Here is a 16,873-nt window from a genome sequence, read left to right on the forward strand (position 1 = left end):
ATTATGCCCCCTTCAAAGGGAGTTTGAAGAGCCTTTCAATCTCCGCCATATCATTTGTGATCCCCATTATGACCATCAACTTGATTCTAGCCTTGATCGAGGACAACTCCTGTGCAAAAATTGCGCCTAAGTCGGCCAGACTCTTTCCTCCTCCAACATATCCATAAACTCCAAGAACACGGCCTTTAAAGCACCTTGAAGTAATAATAACAGGAACCCTTTTCTCCTCTATTAGGTATTTTACTACGTGATACACTTCCACCGGTACATTGCCCCTTCCGAATGTTTCAAGAACTACTCCTTTGAAGCCCAGCTGGGGCAGGCTTCTAAGGATTGAGCCGTCATCGCCTGTGAAGGTCTTGACAAGAGCTACTTTCGATTCGATATTGTCAACATTGAATACCGCTCTAAGCAATGGTTTTCTGAAGAAAATCACCGAGTCTTCATCGACAATTCCCAGGGGTCCGTGGCCAGGGGAGTCAAAAGTTGCAACGTTGCTTGTGTAGGTCTTGGTGACCTCTCTAGCTGCATGAATCTCATCATTCAAACAGACCATAGTTCCCATTCCGACTGCAAGAGGGTTGACGGCAACTCTTACAGAAGAGAGAACATTTCTGGGACCGTCTGTTCCCATCTCGTCGATATTTCTCATTGCAGCGGTGCAGACTATCGGCTTCTCGCTTCTGACAGTAAGGTCAAGGAAATAGGCCGTTTCTTCAAGCGTGTCCGTCCCGTGCGTAATCACTGCGCCACACACGTCTTCTCTATCTAGAAGCCTTTGTACCGTTTTCGAGAGTTTCCACATCGTCTCGGGGTTGATGTACGGACTGGGGATGTTGGAGAACTCGTGGTGCTCGGCGCAGGCAACCTCTTCCAATCCGTCTACGTCAGCGACATGTTTGCTCATACCCTGAGCTGGAACGGAAGCTCCTGTAACGGGATCGGTTACCATTGCAATTGTGCCTCCCGTTGTAACTACAACGACTCTCTGTTTCACAGCCATTTTCCTCCTAGTCTTGTCTTGATCAAAGATAACGTCTTCAATACCTCAGGGCCGACAATCGGTAAAAGCTCCCCAACCGCCTTCGGTCTCTTGATGACCAGAGTCCTCGCCCGGTCTCTTCCGATTCCTGGGAGAAATTTCAACTCTCTCTCCCCCAGTTCGTTGAGCTCTGTTCCCACCGGTATACCTGTTAACGATCTCATACCGTGATCAATAACTGCGAAGTCAGTCTTCTTTTCAAATGCGACCGGTGTGCCGACAAGAATCGGATAAGTGCCTAGGGGTCTGCCGAAGTGAATCAGACCTTCGCTGAACTCAGGAATTACCCCCCGGACAATCGCTCCTACCGGGAAGACTTTTTTTAGCATTTCTGCATCAATTTCCTCTCTTATTCGCTGCTTGTGCTTTTCGAACAGCCTGTGATTTACCTTCGGCCTTGCCATTTTCGATATTCTCGCGTTGGGAAAGATCATGACCTGCCTTATGTTTATTCTCCTCAGAAGGAGTTCCTCTTGCTGAATACTTGCAAGATGTTCATAATCTGTCTGGAAGCTGTCACAGCTTTGTCCAGGAAGACCATAGAGCAGGTTTATTCCAGGTAGTAACTTGGGTATCCCATCCACTCTGTTCTTACCGATTTCATTGACCAGCTCTATCGCGAAAATTATATCTTCGACTCCGCCACCAAGGTTGTTTCTTCTTCGGGCTTCTTTGTCGAAGCTCTCTACACCGAAGGAAATCGTGTCTCCTGCAGTACCGTATTTTGCAATTGATTCGATAACTGCTCTCGATTCACTGGGGTGGCCGGCAATGAAAATTGGATTCCCGTTGTCTATATGAAGCACATCGGGCTCAAGTATGGTACTAGCTGACTTGAAAAGCTCTTCGGAGAGTGCCGGATCGAGTCTGTCTCTGCTCCTGTCGTATCCGTAAGCAACAACATTTGCGCTTCTTCCGAACCTAATAGCCTTTACGCCCTTGCTTCTGAGTTTCTCGAACTCCTGAACGATTCCTTCGATGCTTCTCCATTCGAAAGAACTGTAAAGAATTGATTCAGTGCAGAATGAGCAATAACCGTCGCTTCTCTCACAACCTGAGGATATGTCGATTTCAACTATCACTTCCGGATAGGAAGGATGTAAGGCAACAATTTCAGCGCCTTCCACATATAGTCTGTTAAGAAGAGAGTATCTCGATTCGTTCGATGCGATTCCGAGAAAAGCCGCAACCTCAAACTCATCTCTCAGAAGCCGATCGGCTCCTCGAAAGTCTGGATAGAAAGCGGTCGTTCCTCCTCTAAGGGTGTAACCGACAGATACGACCGGGCCGCTAACGATCCTTAAAGTCTCGTGATTTGATTGGAGCAGCTTTGAGATTTCAGAGCTGGTGATAGGCGTTCCACCAATGTATCTCCCTGAAGTAGTCACTCCTCCGTAGATTATCAGGTAGTCGTAGTTGTTTCCTTCTTGCCAAAGGTCCTTACTCCTGACTGTGTCTATCGTAAGGTAGTCGATTTCACAGCCTTTTAGCAGAAAGGCACCGGCAATTGCACGTATTCTAGGCGAGATGTACGGTGGTACCCCAAAGGCCGCCGGCTCATCGGTGTATCCGTCTATAATAAGAGCGTTCATCCATTACCTCCGCGTGCGAGCTATCTTATTCCAGTGTATAATAAAAACAGCAATTAATGGGAGGGAAAGTTTTGCCTTTTGAAAGACACTGTTCATTTTGTGGAAGACCGGCCGCTCAGGTTAAAAAGCTAATATCTGGAACGGAAGGATACATTTGCAATGAATGTGTAGACCTTTTCTACGACATTATTCAGCAGGATCAGAAAGCAAAGAAAGAGCCTGGAAAGAAGCTCCCTACTCCTGCCGATATTAAGAAGGAGCTTGACCGCTATGTGATCGGTCAGGAAAACGCGAAGAGGACTATCTCTGTCTCGGTCTATAACCATTACAAGAGGGTCTTCAACGACGTGGACGACGTTGAGATTGAGAAATCAAATATTATGCTGGTTGGACCTACAGGTTCAGGAAAGACGCTTATTGCCAGAATCCTTGCTCGCATTCTCGATGTACCGTTTGCTATTGCAGATGCGACACCGCTCACAGAAGCGGGGTATGTTGGTGAGGATGTCGAGAATATCGTTCTAAGGCTTCTTCAGTCATCAAACTACGATGTCGAGAAGGCCCAGCTTGGGATAATCTATATCGATGAGATCGACAAGATAGCAAGAAAATCGCCCAACCCCTCTATTACGAGAGACGTTTCCGGAGAGGGAGTACAGCAGGCGCTGCTGAAGATTGTTGAGGGCACTGTCGCGAATGTTCCTCCTCAAGGCGGAAGGAAGCACCCTTATCAGGAGTTCATCAAAGTGGATACCAGCAACATTCTATTCATTGTTGGCGGAGCTTTTGGCGGACTGGACAGCATAATAAAACAGAGAGTTCTTGATTCTTCCATGGGATTTGGCGCGAAGGTCAAAGGAAAGAACCAGCTAAGACTTGGTGAGGTCCTTCAACAGGTTGTGCCTGATGACCTCATTCAGTACGGACTGATTCCAGAATTCGTGGGGAGATTTCCGGTACTGGCGGCGCTGAACGATCTCGACGTAGAGGATCTGAAGAGAATAATGAGTGAGCCGAGAAATGCCATTCTGAAGCAGTACCAGAAGTTGCTCGGACTCGATGGCGTCGAGCTTGAATTCTCCGAAGGGGCATTAACTGCGATCGCTGAAAGAGCTATGAAGAGAGGAACTGGCGCGAGAGCTCTTAAGAGCGTGATGGAGCAGGTAATGCTTGATATAATGTATGACATTCCTACCATGAACAATGTGGAGAAGGTCGTCATCAACGAAGATGTCATAGTACATAACTCTTCTCCGGAGATAATTTCGAGAGAATCTGCCTGATGAAAGTTCTGGCTCTCGAGAGTTCTTGCGATGAAACAGCGGTGGCCATCATTGAAGATGGCCACCTTCTCTCTTCTGTAGTCTCCTCTCAAATAGATATCCACAGAAGATTCGGGGGAGTGGTTCCGGAAATCGCGGCGAGAAATCATCTCGAGATCATCGACAAAATAGTTGAGAGTTCTCTTGAAGAAGCCCATATGACGCTAGATGATATCGATGTATTCGCTTCCACAATGGGGCCCGGACTTGTCGGGTCGTTGCTTGTAGGTCTTTCTTTCGCGAAGGCGATGGCTCTCTCGACGAACAAACCCTTCATAGGTATAAACCATCTCTTTGGACATGTTTATGCGAACTTTCTGAAGTATCCGTTTCTGAGGCCTCCTTTCATGGTGCTTCTAGTATCGGGCGGACACACTGAAATACTTGTCTTGAGGGATTGGGACAAAATCGAGTTGATAGGCAAGACCAGAGATGACGCGGCTGGCGAGGCGTTTGACAAGATTGCGAGGCTGCTGGAACTGGGGTATCCGGGAGGTCCGGCGATACAGAAGGCCGCAATGAAGGGAGAGGTGTTGTATCACTTTCCCAGGCCGCTTCAAGAAAAGGGAAATTTTGACTTCTCATTCAGCGGTCTCAAGACTTCCGTTCTCTATTTCTTGAGGAAAAATCCCTCTGCTTCTGTAAACGATGTCGCAGCATCGGCCCAGGAAGCGATAGTCGATTCACTTGTTACTAAGGCCTTTGATGCTGCCGGCAACTCAGGTCTTAATGAGATTGCCTTTGCAGGTGGGGTCGCGTCTAACTCTCTTTTGCGAGATAGGGCAGAGAATCTATCTGAAGAGACGGGCGTAAGGGTATACTTTCCTCCCGTCGATCTTTGCACGGACAACGCTGCCATGATTGCCATGGTCGCCTATGAAAAGGCAAAGAGGGGATTGTTCTCCCCTCTTTCAACAAACGCAGTTCCTTACCTTAGCTTAGATGTCTTCTAGTTATTCTGATTTGCTGGTAGAAGTTGAAGGCTTCTTGCTGCTATCTGCTGTCGAAGATTTCTTTGAATCTGTGCTGTAGTAGCCTCCACCCTTAAAAACAACTCCCACGCTGTTCAGCAGTTTCTTCAGATGGCCCCCGCATGCTGGGCAGACCGTAAGGGGTTCATCGGACATTTTCTGGAAGGCTTCGGTTTCTTCTTCACAGTCTTCGCACTTATATCTGTAAAACGGCATGTCGGTTCCTCCTTCGCATCAAATTCTACTTATCAACTGTATATATTCTATTCCTCATCTGCCGAAGATGGAATCACGCAGATAAATTCAAGATTTCCCTTTCCCCTGTTCTTGAACTGATGCTTCACTCCAGATGGAATAAAAACGTAACTCCCGGCCGGGGCTTCCACTTCGCCCTGGTCAGTTACGACTCCCGCTTCACCAGCTACAATGAAGACCTCGTGTTCCCATGGATGACTGTGGTGAGGGCTGTATCCACCCTCTCCGACAGTGAACAGCCTCATCACGAAGTTCGAGGCACCTTGTGCCTTTCCTATCAATACGCGCTTTGAAACGCTCTTCACATTCTCATTGTCGAAGAGCTGTGGATTGACTTCAAGCGCTCTGCCTATCAGAATTCTGTCTGACACTGTCATAGCGCCTCCTCTTTGAATCCGATCTTCTGTCGTAAGAGAACTTTCTTTCGCTATATTCGACCACGACTTTTCTGTAAGGCTCGAAACCAACGGAATAGCTCTTCAGATCCTCATACTGAGAGACTACCTCGTGAACCAGCCTGCGCTCGAAGGCAAACATAGGTTCCATGACTATCTTGCTCTTCTTAGATAAAGCGGACTTCGCCGTCCTGTGGGCTATTTCTTCAACCAGCCTCTTTCTTTCAAGTCTGTAATCACCTATGTCCACGGTGACATTGACTTTCGTCGGAGCCATTCTGTTTGCATAGATGTTAAGTATATGCTGCAGCGCGGCCACTGTCTTTCCATGTTTTCCGATAAGTCTTGCGACCTCCTCGCCTTCGATTCTCACTCTATAAGTTCTTCCAACAAGCTTGATCTCGGAGAAGGTCTCTTCGTCGAAGTTTTTTAGGATTCCCTTCAGGAAATCGTGAAGCTTTCTCTCCCAATGTTTATCAAGCAGGGTTACTTCAATAACTGATTCTTTCGATCCGAAGATTCCAAGAAAGCCTTTTGAGCCCTTCTCTTTGACAGAAACTTCAATTTCATCATCATAGGCGCCAAGATCCGCCTGAGCTGATCTGATTGCTTCCTCGACTGTCTCGGCCCTGTATTCAACTGGCTTCATTTCGACTAACACCTCCTGAGCATATCTCCATCTACTTCGCAGGTTTCTCCGATAAACCGAGCATCTGCCTCAATGTCAGCCCCTTTATCCCATGGCGTTTGTAGACTACCCAGCTTATTAAGAGCTGAAGTACACTCTGGGTGGTCCAGTAAAGCAACAGTCCAGAGGGGAATGTGGCAAACAGTATCGGGAATATGACCTGCATAATGACTCCTGATCTTGCCGATCTGGCATCCTGAGCCGTGAGTAACGAACTGAATATTCCTACGACCACCGTGATAATAATAAACGGTATGTTCTGCACGAAGTTTCCAACGGATAGATCCTTCCATATGAGAAATCCCGGCGTATATGCCATCACTTCACTGAAATACCTTATTGCATTGTACAGAAGGATAAGAACGGGCAACTGAAGAAGGATTGGAAGACATCCCGAAGCAGGATTATAACCCTTTTCCTTATAGAGAGCCATCATTGCTTCCTGCTGCTTTTTGGGATCCTTGTACTTCTTCTTGATTCTATCCACTTCCGGCTGGAGCATTCTCATCATAAGCATAGATTTGGTCTGGATATGATAGAGAGGATAGAGAATGAATCTCGTCACAATAGTGAAGAGAATCAACGCCCAACCGAAATTTCCAGACCACTGATAGAGCCAGAAAAGGAAGTATACTATCCCGTGATAAATCCAGGAGAAGAAGGTCACTCCCCCAAAGTCCTGAAGATCCTTGACTATTGCATCATATTGTTGAGGAAGAGCCTGTTTTATATGTATCAACCTCATAGGACCGGCAAATGATTCGAGAAGACCTCTGCCGCTCTCCGCCACATACCTCTGGAACTTAAAGCTTCCCTGCATAGACGTTATGGCAAAGAGTGTCTTCTGACCGCTGAATTTATCATAGGTTAAGTAATATGAGGAATCCGGTCCAAGCGTTTGATTCTCGTACGAGATGAATGGCAGAGCGACCTCTATCTTCTGATTGAAATCAAGCTCGACTTTGAAATCATAATAAGGGCTGTTGAGAATGATATAGGATTTGCTGCCTTGCTCATAGTTGAAGGTCACGATAACATTTCCATCGACATCCTTCCTGTACGAAAACGAAGTAGGCAGAAGCTCGTTGCCTTCAACATCGAAAATGTTGAAACCGTCTTTCCCTAAAGTCTCATTATAGACGTAAAACTCGACAGACTTGTTATCGGCATAACTCGTAACTCCTAGAATCAGCCCGTTAGCAGTATCAAGTGTTACCTTAAGCGTCTTGCCCGAAACTATGAGCGTGCTGGTACCTTCCTGAGTAAGAAGCTCTTTGCCCGATACAGAGAGCGTGAATAAAGTTATGAAGATTAGAGTCAGAATTATCGCTCTTCTCATTTTTCGTGCCTCCTCAATAGCGTGAAGTGATCTGGTACTTCGTCGAAGCCTCCTGGATTGAAGGGATTGCATCTTAGTATTCTCCATGTTCCGAGAATGAGCCCCTTTAGGGCTCCAAATCTTTCTATAGCCTCGTATGTGTATGCTGAACAAGTGGGATAAAACCTGCATCTAGGGCGGGTTCTAGGTGAGATCTTTCTTCTGTAGAAATCTATCAGAAACAGCAGTATCTTTTTCATCGGACGTTTCTCCAATTTTCTCAGCAATTCGCATGACAACAGGCACCATATCAATGAATCCAACTTTTCTCTTCTTAAACAGGTCGGATAGATCCTTTCTTGCAATAAAAAGTATATCACACCCATTGGGAAACGCTGATTTATTAGTTCTAAAGACCTCTTTAACCAGTCTTCTGAGTCGATTTCTCAAATTCGCCTTTCCGAATTTCCGTCTTATCGATACGCCTATACGAGAAAAAGGCAGACCATTCTTAACATACAATACAACAAAAAAAGGGTCAACAATAGATTTTCCCTTTTTGAAGACTCTGTCGAAGTCTGCCTTCCTTCTTAGCCTTTCATTTTTACTCAGGGACTGGTCTTTCAGATTCACACAGAAAGTCTCTTTCTTCCCTTTCTTCGTCTACTCGCAAGCACTTTTCTGCCTCCGACTGTTCTGGATCTGACAAGGAAGCCGTGTGTTCTGTTTCTCTTGACTTTCGATGGTTGGTATGTTCTTTTCATGATTAATAACCTCCAATTAATGCGTCACAGTGAACATTATACGGAGTGCAACCGTGACTGTCAAGGCGCTCGCGAATCTCTTACCCGGTGTGCCGCACGTAAATCAGAGTTACTGAAGGTGCAATTGATCAATAGTATAATAGACTGATAGATAGATTAGTATAAAGACGCCGATCTGTTGCGAAAATGGAGGAAAATATGCTGCTGTCGCTGGCAGGAAATGATTTTCTCACTTTCAAGGAGTTCTATGTTGAGTTCTCCAGCGGTATGAATGCTATAACCGGTGAATCTGGAGCAGGCAAAACAATTTTTCTGAAGGCTCTTTGGGCAGTTCTTGGCTTTCCTCCACAGTGGGACAACGAAAACGCTGGAAGCATTGAGGGAAACTTCGAAGTCGATAATTCTTTGTCGTCAAGACTTGAGGAGATGGGGATAGAAATCGACGGAGATCAGCTACTCGTTACCGTTAGTTTTACCGGGCAGAGGACTATTTATAGAATCAATGGAAGGATGGTGCCTAGGCAGATAGTTCAGACTGCCTTTCGCGACAGAGTGGAGATACATTCTCAGCACAGCAGCGTGAGCTTGCTTGATGAATCGAAACACCACGAGATTCTCGATCATGCCCTCAGGGGAGAGGAAAGCCTAAACCAGTATAGAGAACTATATGGTGAGTTTATGAAGGTGAGACGGGAGTTTGATTCATTTAGCGTCGACCCGGCTCAGATCGAAAGAGAAAAGGATTTCCTGAGTTTTCAGATAAGTGAGATTGAGCAGGCAGAGCTTCAGCCAGGGGAAGACCAGGCCCTTGAAATGAAGTATACCAGATACAGAAACGCCCAGACTCTCATTGAAACCTTTCAGGAACTTCGAGAGATCCTGAAGGACGGCGAGCTCTCCATATATAACTCTCTCAATGATGCAGTGACTATCATTGAAAGGATAGAGGATTTCGGATACAAGGGATGGCATGAGAATCTGCAGATTGCCCTTGAGGAACTGGACTCTCTTTACTCAATGGTCGAAGAGGAGAGAGACTCACTCGAAATCGATGACGAGGAATTCACCGCTATCGAAAACAGGATGACGCTGATTCAAGGTCTCAAGAGAAAGTACGGAGATTCTGCCGAAAATATTCTCTCGAGGCTTGGAGCATTCAAGAGGGAGCTCGGCACACTTCAAGAGCTCGAGGAGAGGAAAGAGAAACTTAAGAGACTTGAAGAGGCCCTCTTGGTCAGAATGAGGAAAACCGGACAGGTCCTTGATCAAAAGAGAGCCGCAAGGGCGGGGGAGATAGAAGATCAAATCAAATTGCATCTTGAGGGTCTCAGGATGAAGGGTGCGGAGCTGAGATTCCACCTCCAGCCAGAGGAGATGCCCAGGAGTTATGGAACCTCCCGGGTCACCATGATGGTAAAGACTAATCCGGGAATGGAATACATGGAGATAGGAAAAGTTGCCTCGGGCGGTGAGCTTTCAAGATTCTTGCTGGCTCTGGAGTCGGCTTTGAAGGACCAGCTGGATCTTGAGACAATAGTATTCGATGAAGTTGATTCCGGAGTTGGCCAGAGGCTGGGAACAGTAGTTGCGGAGAAACTCAGGGAGATCTCGAGCGAGATTCAGACTATCGTAATAACTCATCTTCCTCAAATTGCGCTGATTGCGGACAGGCATTTTGTTGTAAGGAAGGAGCAGGTAGGCCCGGAGACAATCTCCAGGATTGAAGAGCTTCACGGCTGCTCAAGGGAAAAGGAAATTGAGGAAATGAGCGGTCAGATTCCAGAGTAGAAGTAGAGGTGAAGCATGAATAGAGAAGAGTTGATAAACAGAATCATAGACGAAAAGGGAACAGAGGCAGTCCCGGTGCTTCTGGAACTTATGGTAAGCGAGGATAGCGAGACAGCGCAGATCTGTTTTGAAGCGTTGCTACAGATGGGTGAGGCTGTCGTTCCTCTCTTGCTAGACAAAATGAGAATGAAGGAAATCGATCCCGTCTCGAGACTGTATCTTGCAGATCTCGCGGGTGAGATTGGAGACAGAAGGGCCGTGCCGCATCTTTACGAAATGTTGAGAGATTACAGCGACGAGAGATCGCAAATAGTCATCTACGAAGCGCTTGCGCGCTTGGGTGAGGGAGAGAATGTCGTTGACGTTCTGGTCTTGCTTCTAGATGAGAACAGTGATTCCGAACTGCGGGATCAGTTAATAATGGCCCTCAGCAGCACGAATTCTTCGGTTGCGGTGAAAGCGCTTGCAAGAGTGTATGGGGATAAGTTGACTGACAAGTCTACGAAAGCCTTCGTTCTGGAGGGTATCCACTCGATTCTTTCGAAGAGACTTGAATTGAAGAATTACTTATTGAGTCTACACAATGGCAAGGAGATTGCTGAAAGGCTTTATCAATGGCAAAAAGAGAGTTAATTGACTACTTCGGCTCACTGTACACGCGAGGGGCGGACGTGAGGCTTAATGAGCCTTTAAAATGGCACACAACGATCAGGATCGGTGGTCCTGCAAGAGTTTTCGTCTCGCCTTACTCCGGCGAAGCATTTTCAGAGATAATTGGTTTTGTCAGATCGGAGGGAATCCCGTACAGGATAATCGGCGGAGGCTCGAATGTCGTCTGTCCCGATCGCTACGAAGGTGTAGTAGTATCGACAAGAAATCTGAATCTGATTAAGTCGTCCGGCGAGAGAGTTTTCGTTGAGGCCGGAGCCAGTGTCAACTCTCTACTGTGGCATTGTTTGTCGAAAGGACTCGCGGGTATGGAGTTCCTGACTGGTCTGCCCGGTTCCATTGGAGGAGCGGTCTTGATGAACGCCGGCGCTTTCGGCGGGGAGATCGCAGAGCGGGTGACGAAGATCCTCTATCTTGATGATAAGAGCAGATTGATCGAGATCGATGGCAAATCCGCAGGGTTCTCCTACAGGAACAGCATCTTCAGATTCGGAGATGGAATAGTGGTTGGCGCGGAGTTCTCCCTTGAAAGGGGAGAAAAGTCCGAAATCGGAAGAAAGATGACGGAGATCCTGGGCAAGAGGTTAGAGAAACAGCCGCTCGAGGAACCGAGTGCCGGCAGCGTCTTCATGAGACCGAGGCCGGATTTCTATGTCGGGTCAACCATTGAAGGGCTCGGCCTGAAATCTTTGAGGGTCGGAGGGGCTGAAGTATCGGCAAAACATGCCGGTTTCATTGTGAATAAGCAAAGCGCCAGTCAGAGCGACGTCGTGACTCTGGTAGAAATAGTGAGGAAAAGAGTTAAGGATGCTACTGGCGTAGAACTAAGAACCGAGATAGAAATCTGGAAGGAGGTTGAATAATGGTTGATGTAAGAATTGAAGAGCCTGAAGATAATATCCCCAGCAGTGGAGGCCCAAGAAAGAGTTTTCTATGGTCCGGACTTTTTGTGTTGCTAATAGTCGCAGCAATAGTGGTGGTCTATTTCTTGAGCGGTTTCTTTCTGGTTGGACCCGACCAGGTTGGGCTAATCAAGCGATTTGGAAAGTATACAAAGACCGTTGGTCCGGGACTTGGGTATCATCTGCCCTTTCCCATTGAGAATGCCGTTATAGTTGATACTTCAAATCTCAGGAAGCAGGAAATCGGTTTCATGACGATCAGAACAGGTACTTACCAGACTTTGGCCAATGAGGCTCTGATGCTAACCGGAGACGGAAACATAGTATCGGTGGAGTTGGTTATCCAGTACTATGTTGGAGATCCAGTGAAACTTGCTTTCAACATCGTGGATGATGCCGACATAGTGAAATTCACGACTGAGTCGGTGCTCAGAGAGGAAGTGGCTTCAAGCACTGTCGACTCGATCCTCACAACGGAGAGGGACACAATCTCCACAAAGACTGCAGAGAGGGTTCAAGCGGAGCTTGAAAGGCTTAACACTGGTATTATCGTTAAGAATGTCTTCCTGCAGGAAGTTGCCCCTCCAAAGCAGGTCATCACTGCCTTTGACGATGTGAACAGTGCCAAGCAGGACAAGGAAAAGCTCATCTATGAGGCCGAAAAATACAGGAACGATCTGATTCCAAAGGCCGAGGGTGAAGCGGCTCAGATGACTAGAGACGCTGAAGGCTATGCCCAGGAGAGGGTTCTCAATGCCGAGGGTGAAGCCGAGAGATTTCTTTCAATTCTTGAGGAGTACGAAAAGGCGCCGGACGTTACTCGAACGAGAATGTATCTCGAGACCCTGGGAAAATTGCTGGGAGAAACAAGCAAAACGGTCGTACTCGACCAGAGCAGTCTGCTTAAACTCCTTGAGCTTGAAGGGAGCGTGAGGTGATGAAGTACAAGTTTATTATTCCAATAGCTATCCTTGTGGTAATCGCCGCGATTCTTCTGCCCAGTTTCTTCTTCATAATTGATGAGACTGAGCAGGCCGTAGTCTTGCGATTTGGAGAGATTCAGAAATCGGTCACAGAAGCCGGTCTGTACACAAAGACTCCTTTTATCGATAACGTAAGAAAATTCGATAAGCGAATCCAGATTTACGATGTCGATGCCGAAAGAATATACTCAAAAGACAAGAAGACAATCCTTACCGACACTTTCGCGCTATGGAGGATAGTGGATCCGAGGAAGTTCATAGAGACAATGAAGTCAGAGCAGATCGCGCTTACTAGAATAGATGACGTAGTGTATTCGCACGTTAGAAATACTTTCGGAAAGCTCGATTACGACGATATCATTTCGGGCAAGAGAACTGATGTTCTCGATGAGATCACGACACTTGCCGCCAACGATATGAAAGATTTCGGCATCGAGATTATCTCCGTTCGCGTGAAGAGAGCCGATCTACCGGATGAGAATAGAAACGCAGTCTTCGAAAGAATGAAGTCCGAAAGAATTCAGGAGGCTTCTCTCATTAGAGCCGAGGGAAACAGGGAAGCACAGAAACTCAGGGCCGAGGCTGATAAAGAAGCCCAGATAATGATAGCTACCGCTCAGAAGGAAGCTGACATAATAATCGGAACCGGAGATGCAAAGGCTCTTGCGGTCTATGCAGATGCGTACAACAAGGATCCAGATTTCTATGAGTTTATGAAGAGGCTGGAAGTATACGAAAAGACTCTGGCAGATGCCAACTACATTCTTGGTCCCTCGATGGACTTCATTGACAAGCTGTCAAGAGGAGAATAATGGGTTGCAGCAAGTCTATTCTCGAAACAGGATACTTTGAGATCAACGTCAAGAGATCAAGGTTCATTGGCAGCAGCCGGAGATGTGAAAGTGAGGAAGAGGCGAAGTCTTTTATCAAGAACGTCTCTCAGGAGCATGCAAGTGCCAGCCACTCCTGCTGGGCCTACCGCATTTCGCTTCCAGGAAGGGAAGTCGCCAATTACTCGGATGCGGGAGAGCCTCATGGATCTGCCGGGCAACCGATTCTGGGAGCCATCGATAGTCTAGAACTTACGAATGTAGTAGTAGTCGTGACTAGATACTTCGGTGGAGTTAAGCTGGGAATAAGAGGTCTGATAGACGCTTATGGCGGGACTGCTCTAGAGTCTCTCAAGGCTGCAAAACCAGTAACTTTTCGCCCGGGCATTGAGTTGATCGCAGAGATGGCATACACCCAGTGGAACGACTTCAGCAGACTCTTTCGGGAGAATAAGGACTTCTCTTTGCAGAGGGTCGATTATTCCGACAGAGTTCTCTGTGTAATCGCCGTTAGGAAAGATGAAGTTGAAAGAGTCACCGGCTTCTTCGAAGAGAGAAGAATCTCTTTCAGATTTGGAGATGAATTAAATTTTGTGAGCCCGGTAGAATGATTTTCTACCGGGTATATTCTTCTATATAATAATCCATGATCTTTCTCGATATCTGAGTGGCCAATCCCGACCCGTAGCCCCCCTCATGAATAAATACCGTAACAACGATCTCTGGTTCGTAAAGCGGCATGAATCCTGTGAACCATGAATGAGTCGGCTTTGAACCTCCTTGCTCGGCTGTTCCGGTCTTTCCAGCGGCCGTCTCTGCGAAATCTCTGAAAGAGGAATAAGCGGTTCCTGCATCGGCCGAACTTCCTCCCTTGCTTACTACATCTCCCATTGCGTTGATGACTAGATCCCATTCGCTGTCTCCCAGCTTGATTCGCACTTTTTCGCTCTCTTGCTTTGAACCGACAAAAGGAATGATTTCTCTGCCTCTCATCGCAATCTCCCCGGTCATTTTAGCCAGTTGCAGAGGAGTTATGCTGAGATATCCCTGTCCTATCGATATCTGGATCGTGTCTCCAGGAAACCAGCTCTCTTCAAGGTTCTCACGTTTCCAGTCGCGCGAAGGCATTAGTCCGACCGATTCTTCAGGCAAATCAATGCCGGTAGGCTCAAAGACCTGCCAGATTTCAGCGTATCTGTCGAGAGTATCGATTCCTAGTTCCAATCCAAGCTGGTAGAAATAGATGTTGCAAGAAACGGTAATGGCCTTGCTGAGATTGGTCTCTCCATGTCCATAGAGGTTCCAATCCCTGTATACTCCCTGAACCACACCCTGGCTGTCCTTATACTGGAAGATGCCCCCGCAGTCTATTTCCTTCGTGCTGTCTACTCCTTCAGCCAGGGCTACCATGGCAATGAACGGCTTAATCACGGAGCCTGGCGAAAAGGGACTGACCGCTCTATTGACCAGCGGTCTGGAAGGATCCAGATTTAGGCGCTCCCAATCCCTTGTTGAAATTCCCCTCGTGAAAAACATGTTCTCGAAACTCGGTACCGAAACGAGAGCGAGAACCTCTCCGTCGGTCTTCATAACAACTGCGGCGCCGCTCTTCCCGGTTTCGTTTATTAGATCGTAAATGTATCTGCTGAGCTTGGAGTCAATCGTGACGTTCAGATCCTGCCCGGCCACAGGAGGCCTTTCGCCCTCAAGACTGATCTGTGTTCCCAGAGCATCGACACGTATCAGTTTCTCACCGGGAGTCCCTCTGAGAAGATCATTGTATTGCTTCTCGATTCCCATAACCGGCTCTCCGTCAAATTTTATGTAGCCTGCAACATGTGCTATTCCGGGGTTGTTCTGATAATACCTTATGATTCTCTCAGAGATTTCCAGTTCGGGGTAGTCGCCGAGCCTTTCTGCTACTGCAGCGGGAAGGCTTGTCTCTACGCTGCCGAAGATCTCAAGCCGCTTAAGAAGTATTTCCGCTTGCTCGCTCTCATCGAATGAGTTAATAATCATTCTCTTCAAATCCTCAGGAAGAAAGACCACTTTCTTCTTTATTTCGTAGTAAGGCGCGTCCCATGCAATAGGAATCCCGTTTCTATCGAGAATCATCCCTCTTGGAGGCAGTATGGAAATCGAGCGACGGCTTATACTCTCGACCTGCTCTGCATACTTCTCGGAATTGACTATCTGGTAGTCGTAGAGTTTGTATATGAAGAAGCCTATCGTGAGAAGAAAAAGCACGAAGAAAAGGTCGAACCTCTTAGTCCTCAACACTCAACCTCCTAAGGACAAGAAATGTTATGAAAAAAGGAATGAGAACGCCAAAACCCGTGCCTGCGAAAAAGACTCCTGCAAGACCCAGCAAAGCCGAAGTAAGAGTACCGAAACTCGGTGTCCTGTAGCGACCGTGGATAGCCATCGCGGAAAATGTAACGATAGCTGCCAGGGCAATAACCATACTGATACCGGAAAGAGCCATCCCGACTATCCATGACAGGAGCAGAGCAAGAGATAGGGCAAAGGGGATATTCCTCGTGGGAAGAAAAACGAGCAACGTGAGATAAGTCGGGTACAGAGGGATCAGATCTCCGAATCCAAGATCAAGGTAAAGAGCCGGAATTATCAGCAAAAGCCAGATCATTCCTGCCACTCCAGATATACGAAGTAGTCGCCGAAGACATTGGGAGACTTCACAAGATAATCGCTTCCGTGGGGACCAGCGATTTCACCGATCAGATCAAGATTCATGGCCTTGTAGTAGCCATATCCCGGAACCGTTGTGGCGATTCTCACAGGATCGCCTTCAGTCAGATAGTAGGGATCGAAAGTCGAGAAATACAGTCTGCCCGCGCTAGAATAGACAACCCCTTCGACAACCTTTCCCTCTCTGTCAACTGAGGCTGAAATCCTTGCACCGGGAGACGTCAAGGGCGAGACTATCAGATATCCTTCACTCGAGCTCTTCACTATGCCATAGATTGTTGACGAAAAAATCGAGGCAACAGGAACACCCTGAGATGCTCTGCTGTCAGTTGTCATGATGGCCATGTTGTTTCTCTCGAAACTGAAGAATGCGACTCTCATAGGTACAGGAAATTCGAACCTGTCAGCGAAGGAATCTGCATATCTATTCAGATCCCTGATGACCCGATCGATGCTCCTCGTTTGGAAGACGGCTCTAAAGAAGTTTTCAACATCTACCCTTACGTTTATCAAGGGCAAGGCAGCACCATCGAGTATTTCAGAAACCTTTCTATTAATTCCCGTTACTTCCAGCAATGATAATAGGATAAGAAAAATCATTAGGATTACTACCGCCGCTTCAGCGAACTTCACCTGAGATGTCTC

The 16,873-nt window shown here is 47.1% G+C and carries 19 protein-coding genes and 1 pseudogene; 8 read left to right on the forward strand and 12 right to left on the reverse strand.

Features of this window, described 5'->3' with window-relative positions; translation table 11 throughout:
- Position 1 precedes the first annotated feature (1 nt).
- Positions 2–997 carry an asparaginase gene (locus tag ENN47_13415; GenBank protein ID HDP79145.1) on the reverse strand — a complete coding sequence of 332 codons (996 nt, stop codon included), beginning with the start codon at positions 995–997 and terminating at the stop codon, positions 2–4.
- Positions 994–2,634, reverse strand: coding sequence for a radical SAM protein (locus tag ENN47_13420; protein ID HDP79146.1), 1,641 nt, complete (start codon positions 2,632–2,634; stop codon positions 994–996). The genes ENN47_13415 and ENN47_13420 overlap by 4 nt, the downstream gene beginning before the upstream one ends.
- Before the next feature lie 71 nt (positions 2,635–2,705).
- Here ENN47_13420 and clpX point away from each other — a divergent pair, with 71 nt between their 5' ends.
- On the forward strand, positions 2,706–3,917 hold the full coding sequence (gene clpX / locus ENN47_13425) for an ATP-dependent Clp protease ATP-binding subunit ClpX (protein HDP79147.1): 1,212 nt from the start codon (positions 2,706–2,708) through the stop codon (positions 3,915–3,917).
- On the forward strand, positions 3,917–4,909 hold the full coding sequence (gene tsaD, locus ENN47_13430; GenBank protein ID HDP79148.1) for a tRNA (adenosine(37)-N6)-threonylcarbamoyltransferase complex transferase subunit TsaD: 993 nt from the start codon (positions 3,917–3,919) through the stop codon (positions 4,907–4,909). Before clpX ends, tsaD begins: the two co-directional genes overlap by 1 nt.
- On the opposite strand, the gene ENN47_13435 is transcribed toward tsaD, so the two are convergent.
- From ENN47_13435 to ENN47_13465, 7 genes are read right to left on the reverse strand one after another with little or no spacing between them, the layout of a single operon-like run.
- The gene (locus tag ENN47_13435) at positions 4,910–5,143 is read right to left on the reverse strand and encodes a zinc ribbon domain-containing protein (protein HDP79149.1); all 234 of its coding nucleotides are present in this window, start codon (positions 5,141–5,143) and stop codon (positions 4,910–4,912) included.
- 47 nt (positions 5,144–5,190) lie between these two features.
- Positions 5,191–5,553 (reverse strand): cupin domain-containing protein, encoded by a 363-nt coding sequence (locus tag ENN47_13440; GenBank protein HDP79150.1) that lies wholly within the window; start codon positions 5,551–5,553, stop codon positions 5,191–5,193.
- Positions 5,519–6,226, reverse strand: a complete 708-nt coding sequence (locus ENN47_13445) for a protein jag (protein HDP79151.1) — start codon at positions 6,224–6,226, stop codon at positions 5,519–5,521. The genes ENN47_13440 and ENN47_13445 overlap by 35 nt, the downstream gene beginning before the upstream one ends.
- Before the next feature lie 31 nt (positions 6,227–6,257).
- Entirely contained in the window at positions 6,258–7,604 is a 1,347-nt protein-coding gene (locus ENN47_13450; GenBank protein HDP79152.1) for a YidC/Oxa1 family membrane protein insertase, read from the reverse strand.
- On the reverse strand, positions 7,601–7,843 hold the full coding sequence (gene yidD / locus ENN47_13455; GenBank protein HDP79153.1) for a membrane protein insertion efficiency factor YidD: 243 nt from the start codon (positions 7,841–7,843) through the stop codon (positions 7,601–7,603). The genes ENN47_13450 and yidD overlap by 4 nt, the downstream gene beginning before the upstream one ends.
- Complete coding sequence (rnpA, locus tag ENN47_13460) at positions 7,788–8,216, reverse strand: ribonuclease P protein component (GenBank protein ID HDP79154.1); 429 nt, start codon at positions 8,214–8,216, stop codon at positions 7,788–7,790. Before rnpA ends, yidD begins: the two co-directional genes overlap by 56 nt.
- On the reverse strand, positions 8,213–8,347 hold the full coding sequence (locus tag ENN47_13465) for a 50S ribosomal protein L34 (GenBank protein HDP79155.1): 135 nt from the start codon (positions 8,345–8,347) through the stop codon (positions 8,213–8,215). The genes rnpA and ENN47_13465 overlap by 4 nt, the downstream gene beginning before the upstream one ends.
- Before the next feature lie 198 nt (positions 8,348–8,545).
- On the opposite strand from ENN47_13465, the gene ENN47_13470 reads away from it, so the two are divergent.
- From ENN47_13470 to ENN47_13495, 6 genes are read left to right on the forward strand one after another with little or no spacing between them, the layout of a single operon-like run.
- A complete protein-coding gene (locus tag ENN47_13470; protein HDP79156.1) occupies positions 8,546–10,135 on the forward strand; it encodes a chromosome segregation protein SMC in 1,590 nt (529 codons plus the stop codon).
- Between the two features lie 15 nt (positions 10,136–10,150).
- Positions 10,151–10,768, forward strand: a complete 618-nt coding sequence (locus ENN47_13475; GenBank protein ID HDP79157.1) for a hypothetical protein — start codon at positions 10,151–10,153, stop codon at positions 10,766–10,768.
- A complete protein-coding gene (murB, locus tag ENN47_13480; GenBank protein HDP79158.1) occupies positions 10,750–11,667 on the forward strand; it encodes a UDP-N-acetylmuramate dehydrogenase in 918 nt (305 codons plus the stop codon). Before ENN47_13475 ends, murB begins: the two co-directional genes overlap by 19 nt.
- Positions 11,667–12,644, forward strand: coding sequence for an FtsH protease activity modulator HflK (hflK, locus tag ENN47_13485; protein HDP79159.1), 978 nt, complete (start codon positions 11,667–11,669; stop codon positions 12,642–12,644). Before murB ends, hflK begins: the two co-directional genes overlap by 1 nt.
- A complete protein-coding gene (locus tag ENN47_13490; protein HDP79160.1) occupies positions 12,644–13,501 on the forward strand; it encodes a protease modulator HflC in 858 nt (285 codons plus the stop codon). The genes hflK and ENN47_13490 overlap by 1 nt, the downstream gene beginning before the upstream one ends.
- On the forward strand, positions 13,501–14,130 hold the full coding sequence (locus ENN47_13495; GenBank protein HDP79161.1) for a YigZ family protein: 630 nt from the start codon (positions 13,501–13,503) through the stop codon (positions 14,128–14,130). Before ENN47_13490 ends, ENN47_13495 begins: the two co-directional genes overlap by 1 nt.
- On the opposite strand, the pseudogene ENN47_13500 reads toward ENN47_13495, so the two are convergent.
- The 3 genes and pseudogenes from ENN47_13500 to ENN47_13510 form a co-directional block, all read right to left on the reverse strand.
- A pseudogene (locus ENN47_13500) lies at positions 13,998–15,796 on the reverse strand (cell division protein FtsI). The gene ENN47_13495 and the pseudogene ENN47_13500 overlap by 133 nt on opposite strands.
- On the reverse strand, positions 15,786–16,166 hold the full coding sequence (locus ENN47_13505; GenBank protein HDP79162.1) for a hypothetical protein: 381 nt from the start codon (positions 16,164–16,166) through the stop codon (positions 15,786–15,788). Before ENN47_13505 ends, ENN47_13500 begins: the two are co-directional and overlap by 11 nt.
- Positions 16,163–16,861: a hypothetical protein gene (locus ENN47_13510; GenBank protein HDP79163.1), complete on the reverse strand. Its 699-nt coding sequence runs from the start codon at positions 16,859–16,861 to the stop codon at positions 16,163–16,165. Before ENN47_13510 ends, ENN47_13505 begins: the two co-directional genes overlap by 4 nt.
- Between the last annotated feature and the right edge of the window lie 12 nt (positions 16,862–16,873).

This window comes from Mesotoga infera, assembly GCA_011045915.1.
Lineage (GTDB): Bacteria > Thermotogota > Thermotogae > Petrotogales > Kosmotogaceae > Mesotoga > Mesotoga infera_D.

Bases quoted from the DNA above. Each gene is read 5' to 3' on its own strand.
- ENN47_13420 (HDP79146.1), bottom strand. From the start codon at position 2,634: ATGAACGCTCTTATTATAGACGGATACACCGATGAGCCGGCGGCCTTT.
- tsaD (HDP79148.1), top strand. From the start codon at position 3,917: ATGAAAGTTCTGGCTCTCGAGAGTTCTTGCGATGAAACAGCGGTGGCC.
- ENN47_13435 (HDP79149.1), bottom strand. From the start codon at position 5,143: ATGCCGTTTTACAGATATAAGTGCGAAGACTGTGAAGAAGAAACCGAA.
- ENN47_13445 (HDP79151.1), bottom strand. From the start codon at position 6,226: ATGAAGCCAGTTGAATACAGGGCCGAGACAGTCGAGGAAGCAATCAGA.
- ENN47_13450 (HDP79152.1), bottom strand. From the start codon at position 7,604: ATGAGAAGAGCGATAATTCTGACTCTAATCTTCATAACTTTATTCACG.
- yidD (HDP79153.1), bottom strand. From the start codon at position 7,843: ATGAAAAAGATACTGCTGTTTCTGATAGATTTCTACAGAAGAAAGATC.
- ENN47_13465 (HDP79155.1), bottom strand. From the start codon at position 8,347: ATGAAAAGAACATACCAACCATCGAAAGTCAAGAGAAACAGAACACAC.
- ENN47_13470 (HDP79156.1), top strand. From the start codon at position 8,546: ATGCTGCTGTCGCTGGCAGGAAATGATTTTCTCACTTTCAAGGAGTTC.
- ENN47_13475 (HDP79157.1), top strand. From the start codon at position 10,151: ATGAATAGAGAAGAGTTGATAAACAGAATCATAGACGAAAAGGGAACA.
- murB (HDP79158.1), top strand. From the start codon at position 10,750: ATGGCAAAAAGAGAGTTAATTGACTACTTCGGCTCACTGTACACGCGA.
- hflK (HDP79159.1), top strand. From the start codon at position 11,667: ATGGTTGATGTAAGAATTGAAGAGCCTGAAGATAATATCCCCAGCAGT.
- ENN47_13490 (HDP79160.1), top strand. From the start codon at position 12,644: ATGAAGTACAAGTTTATTATTCCAATAGCTATCCTTGTGGTAATCGCC.
- ENN47_13495 (HDP79161.1), top strand. From the start codon at position 13,501: ATGGGTTGCAGCAAGTCTATTCTCGAAACAGGATACTTTGAGATCAAC.
- ENN47_13505 (HDP79162.1), bottom strand. From the start codon at position 16,166: ATGATCTGGCTTTTGCTGATAATTCCGGCTCTTTACCTTGATCTTGGA.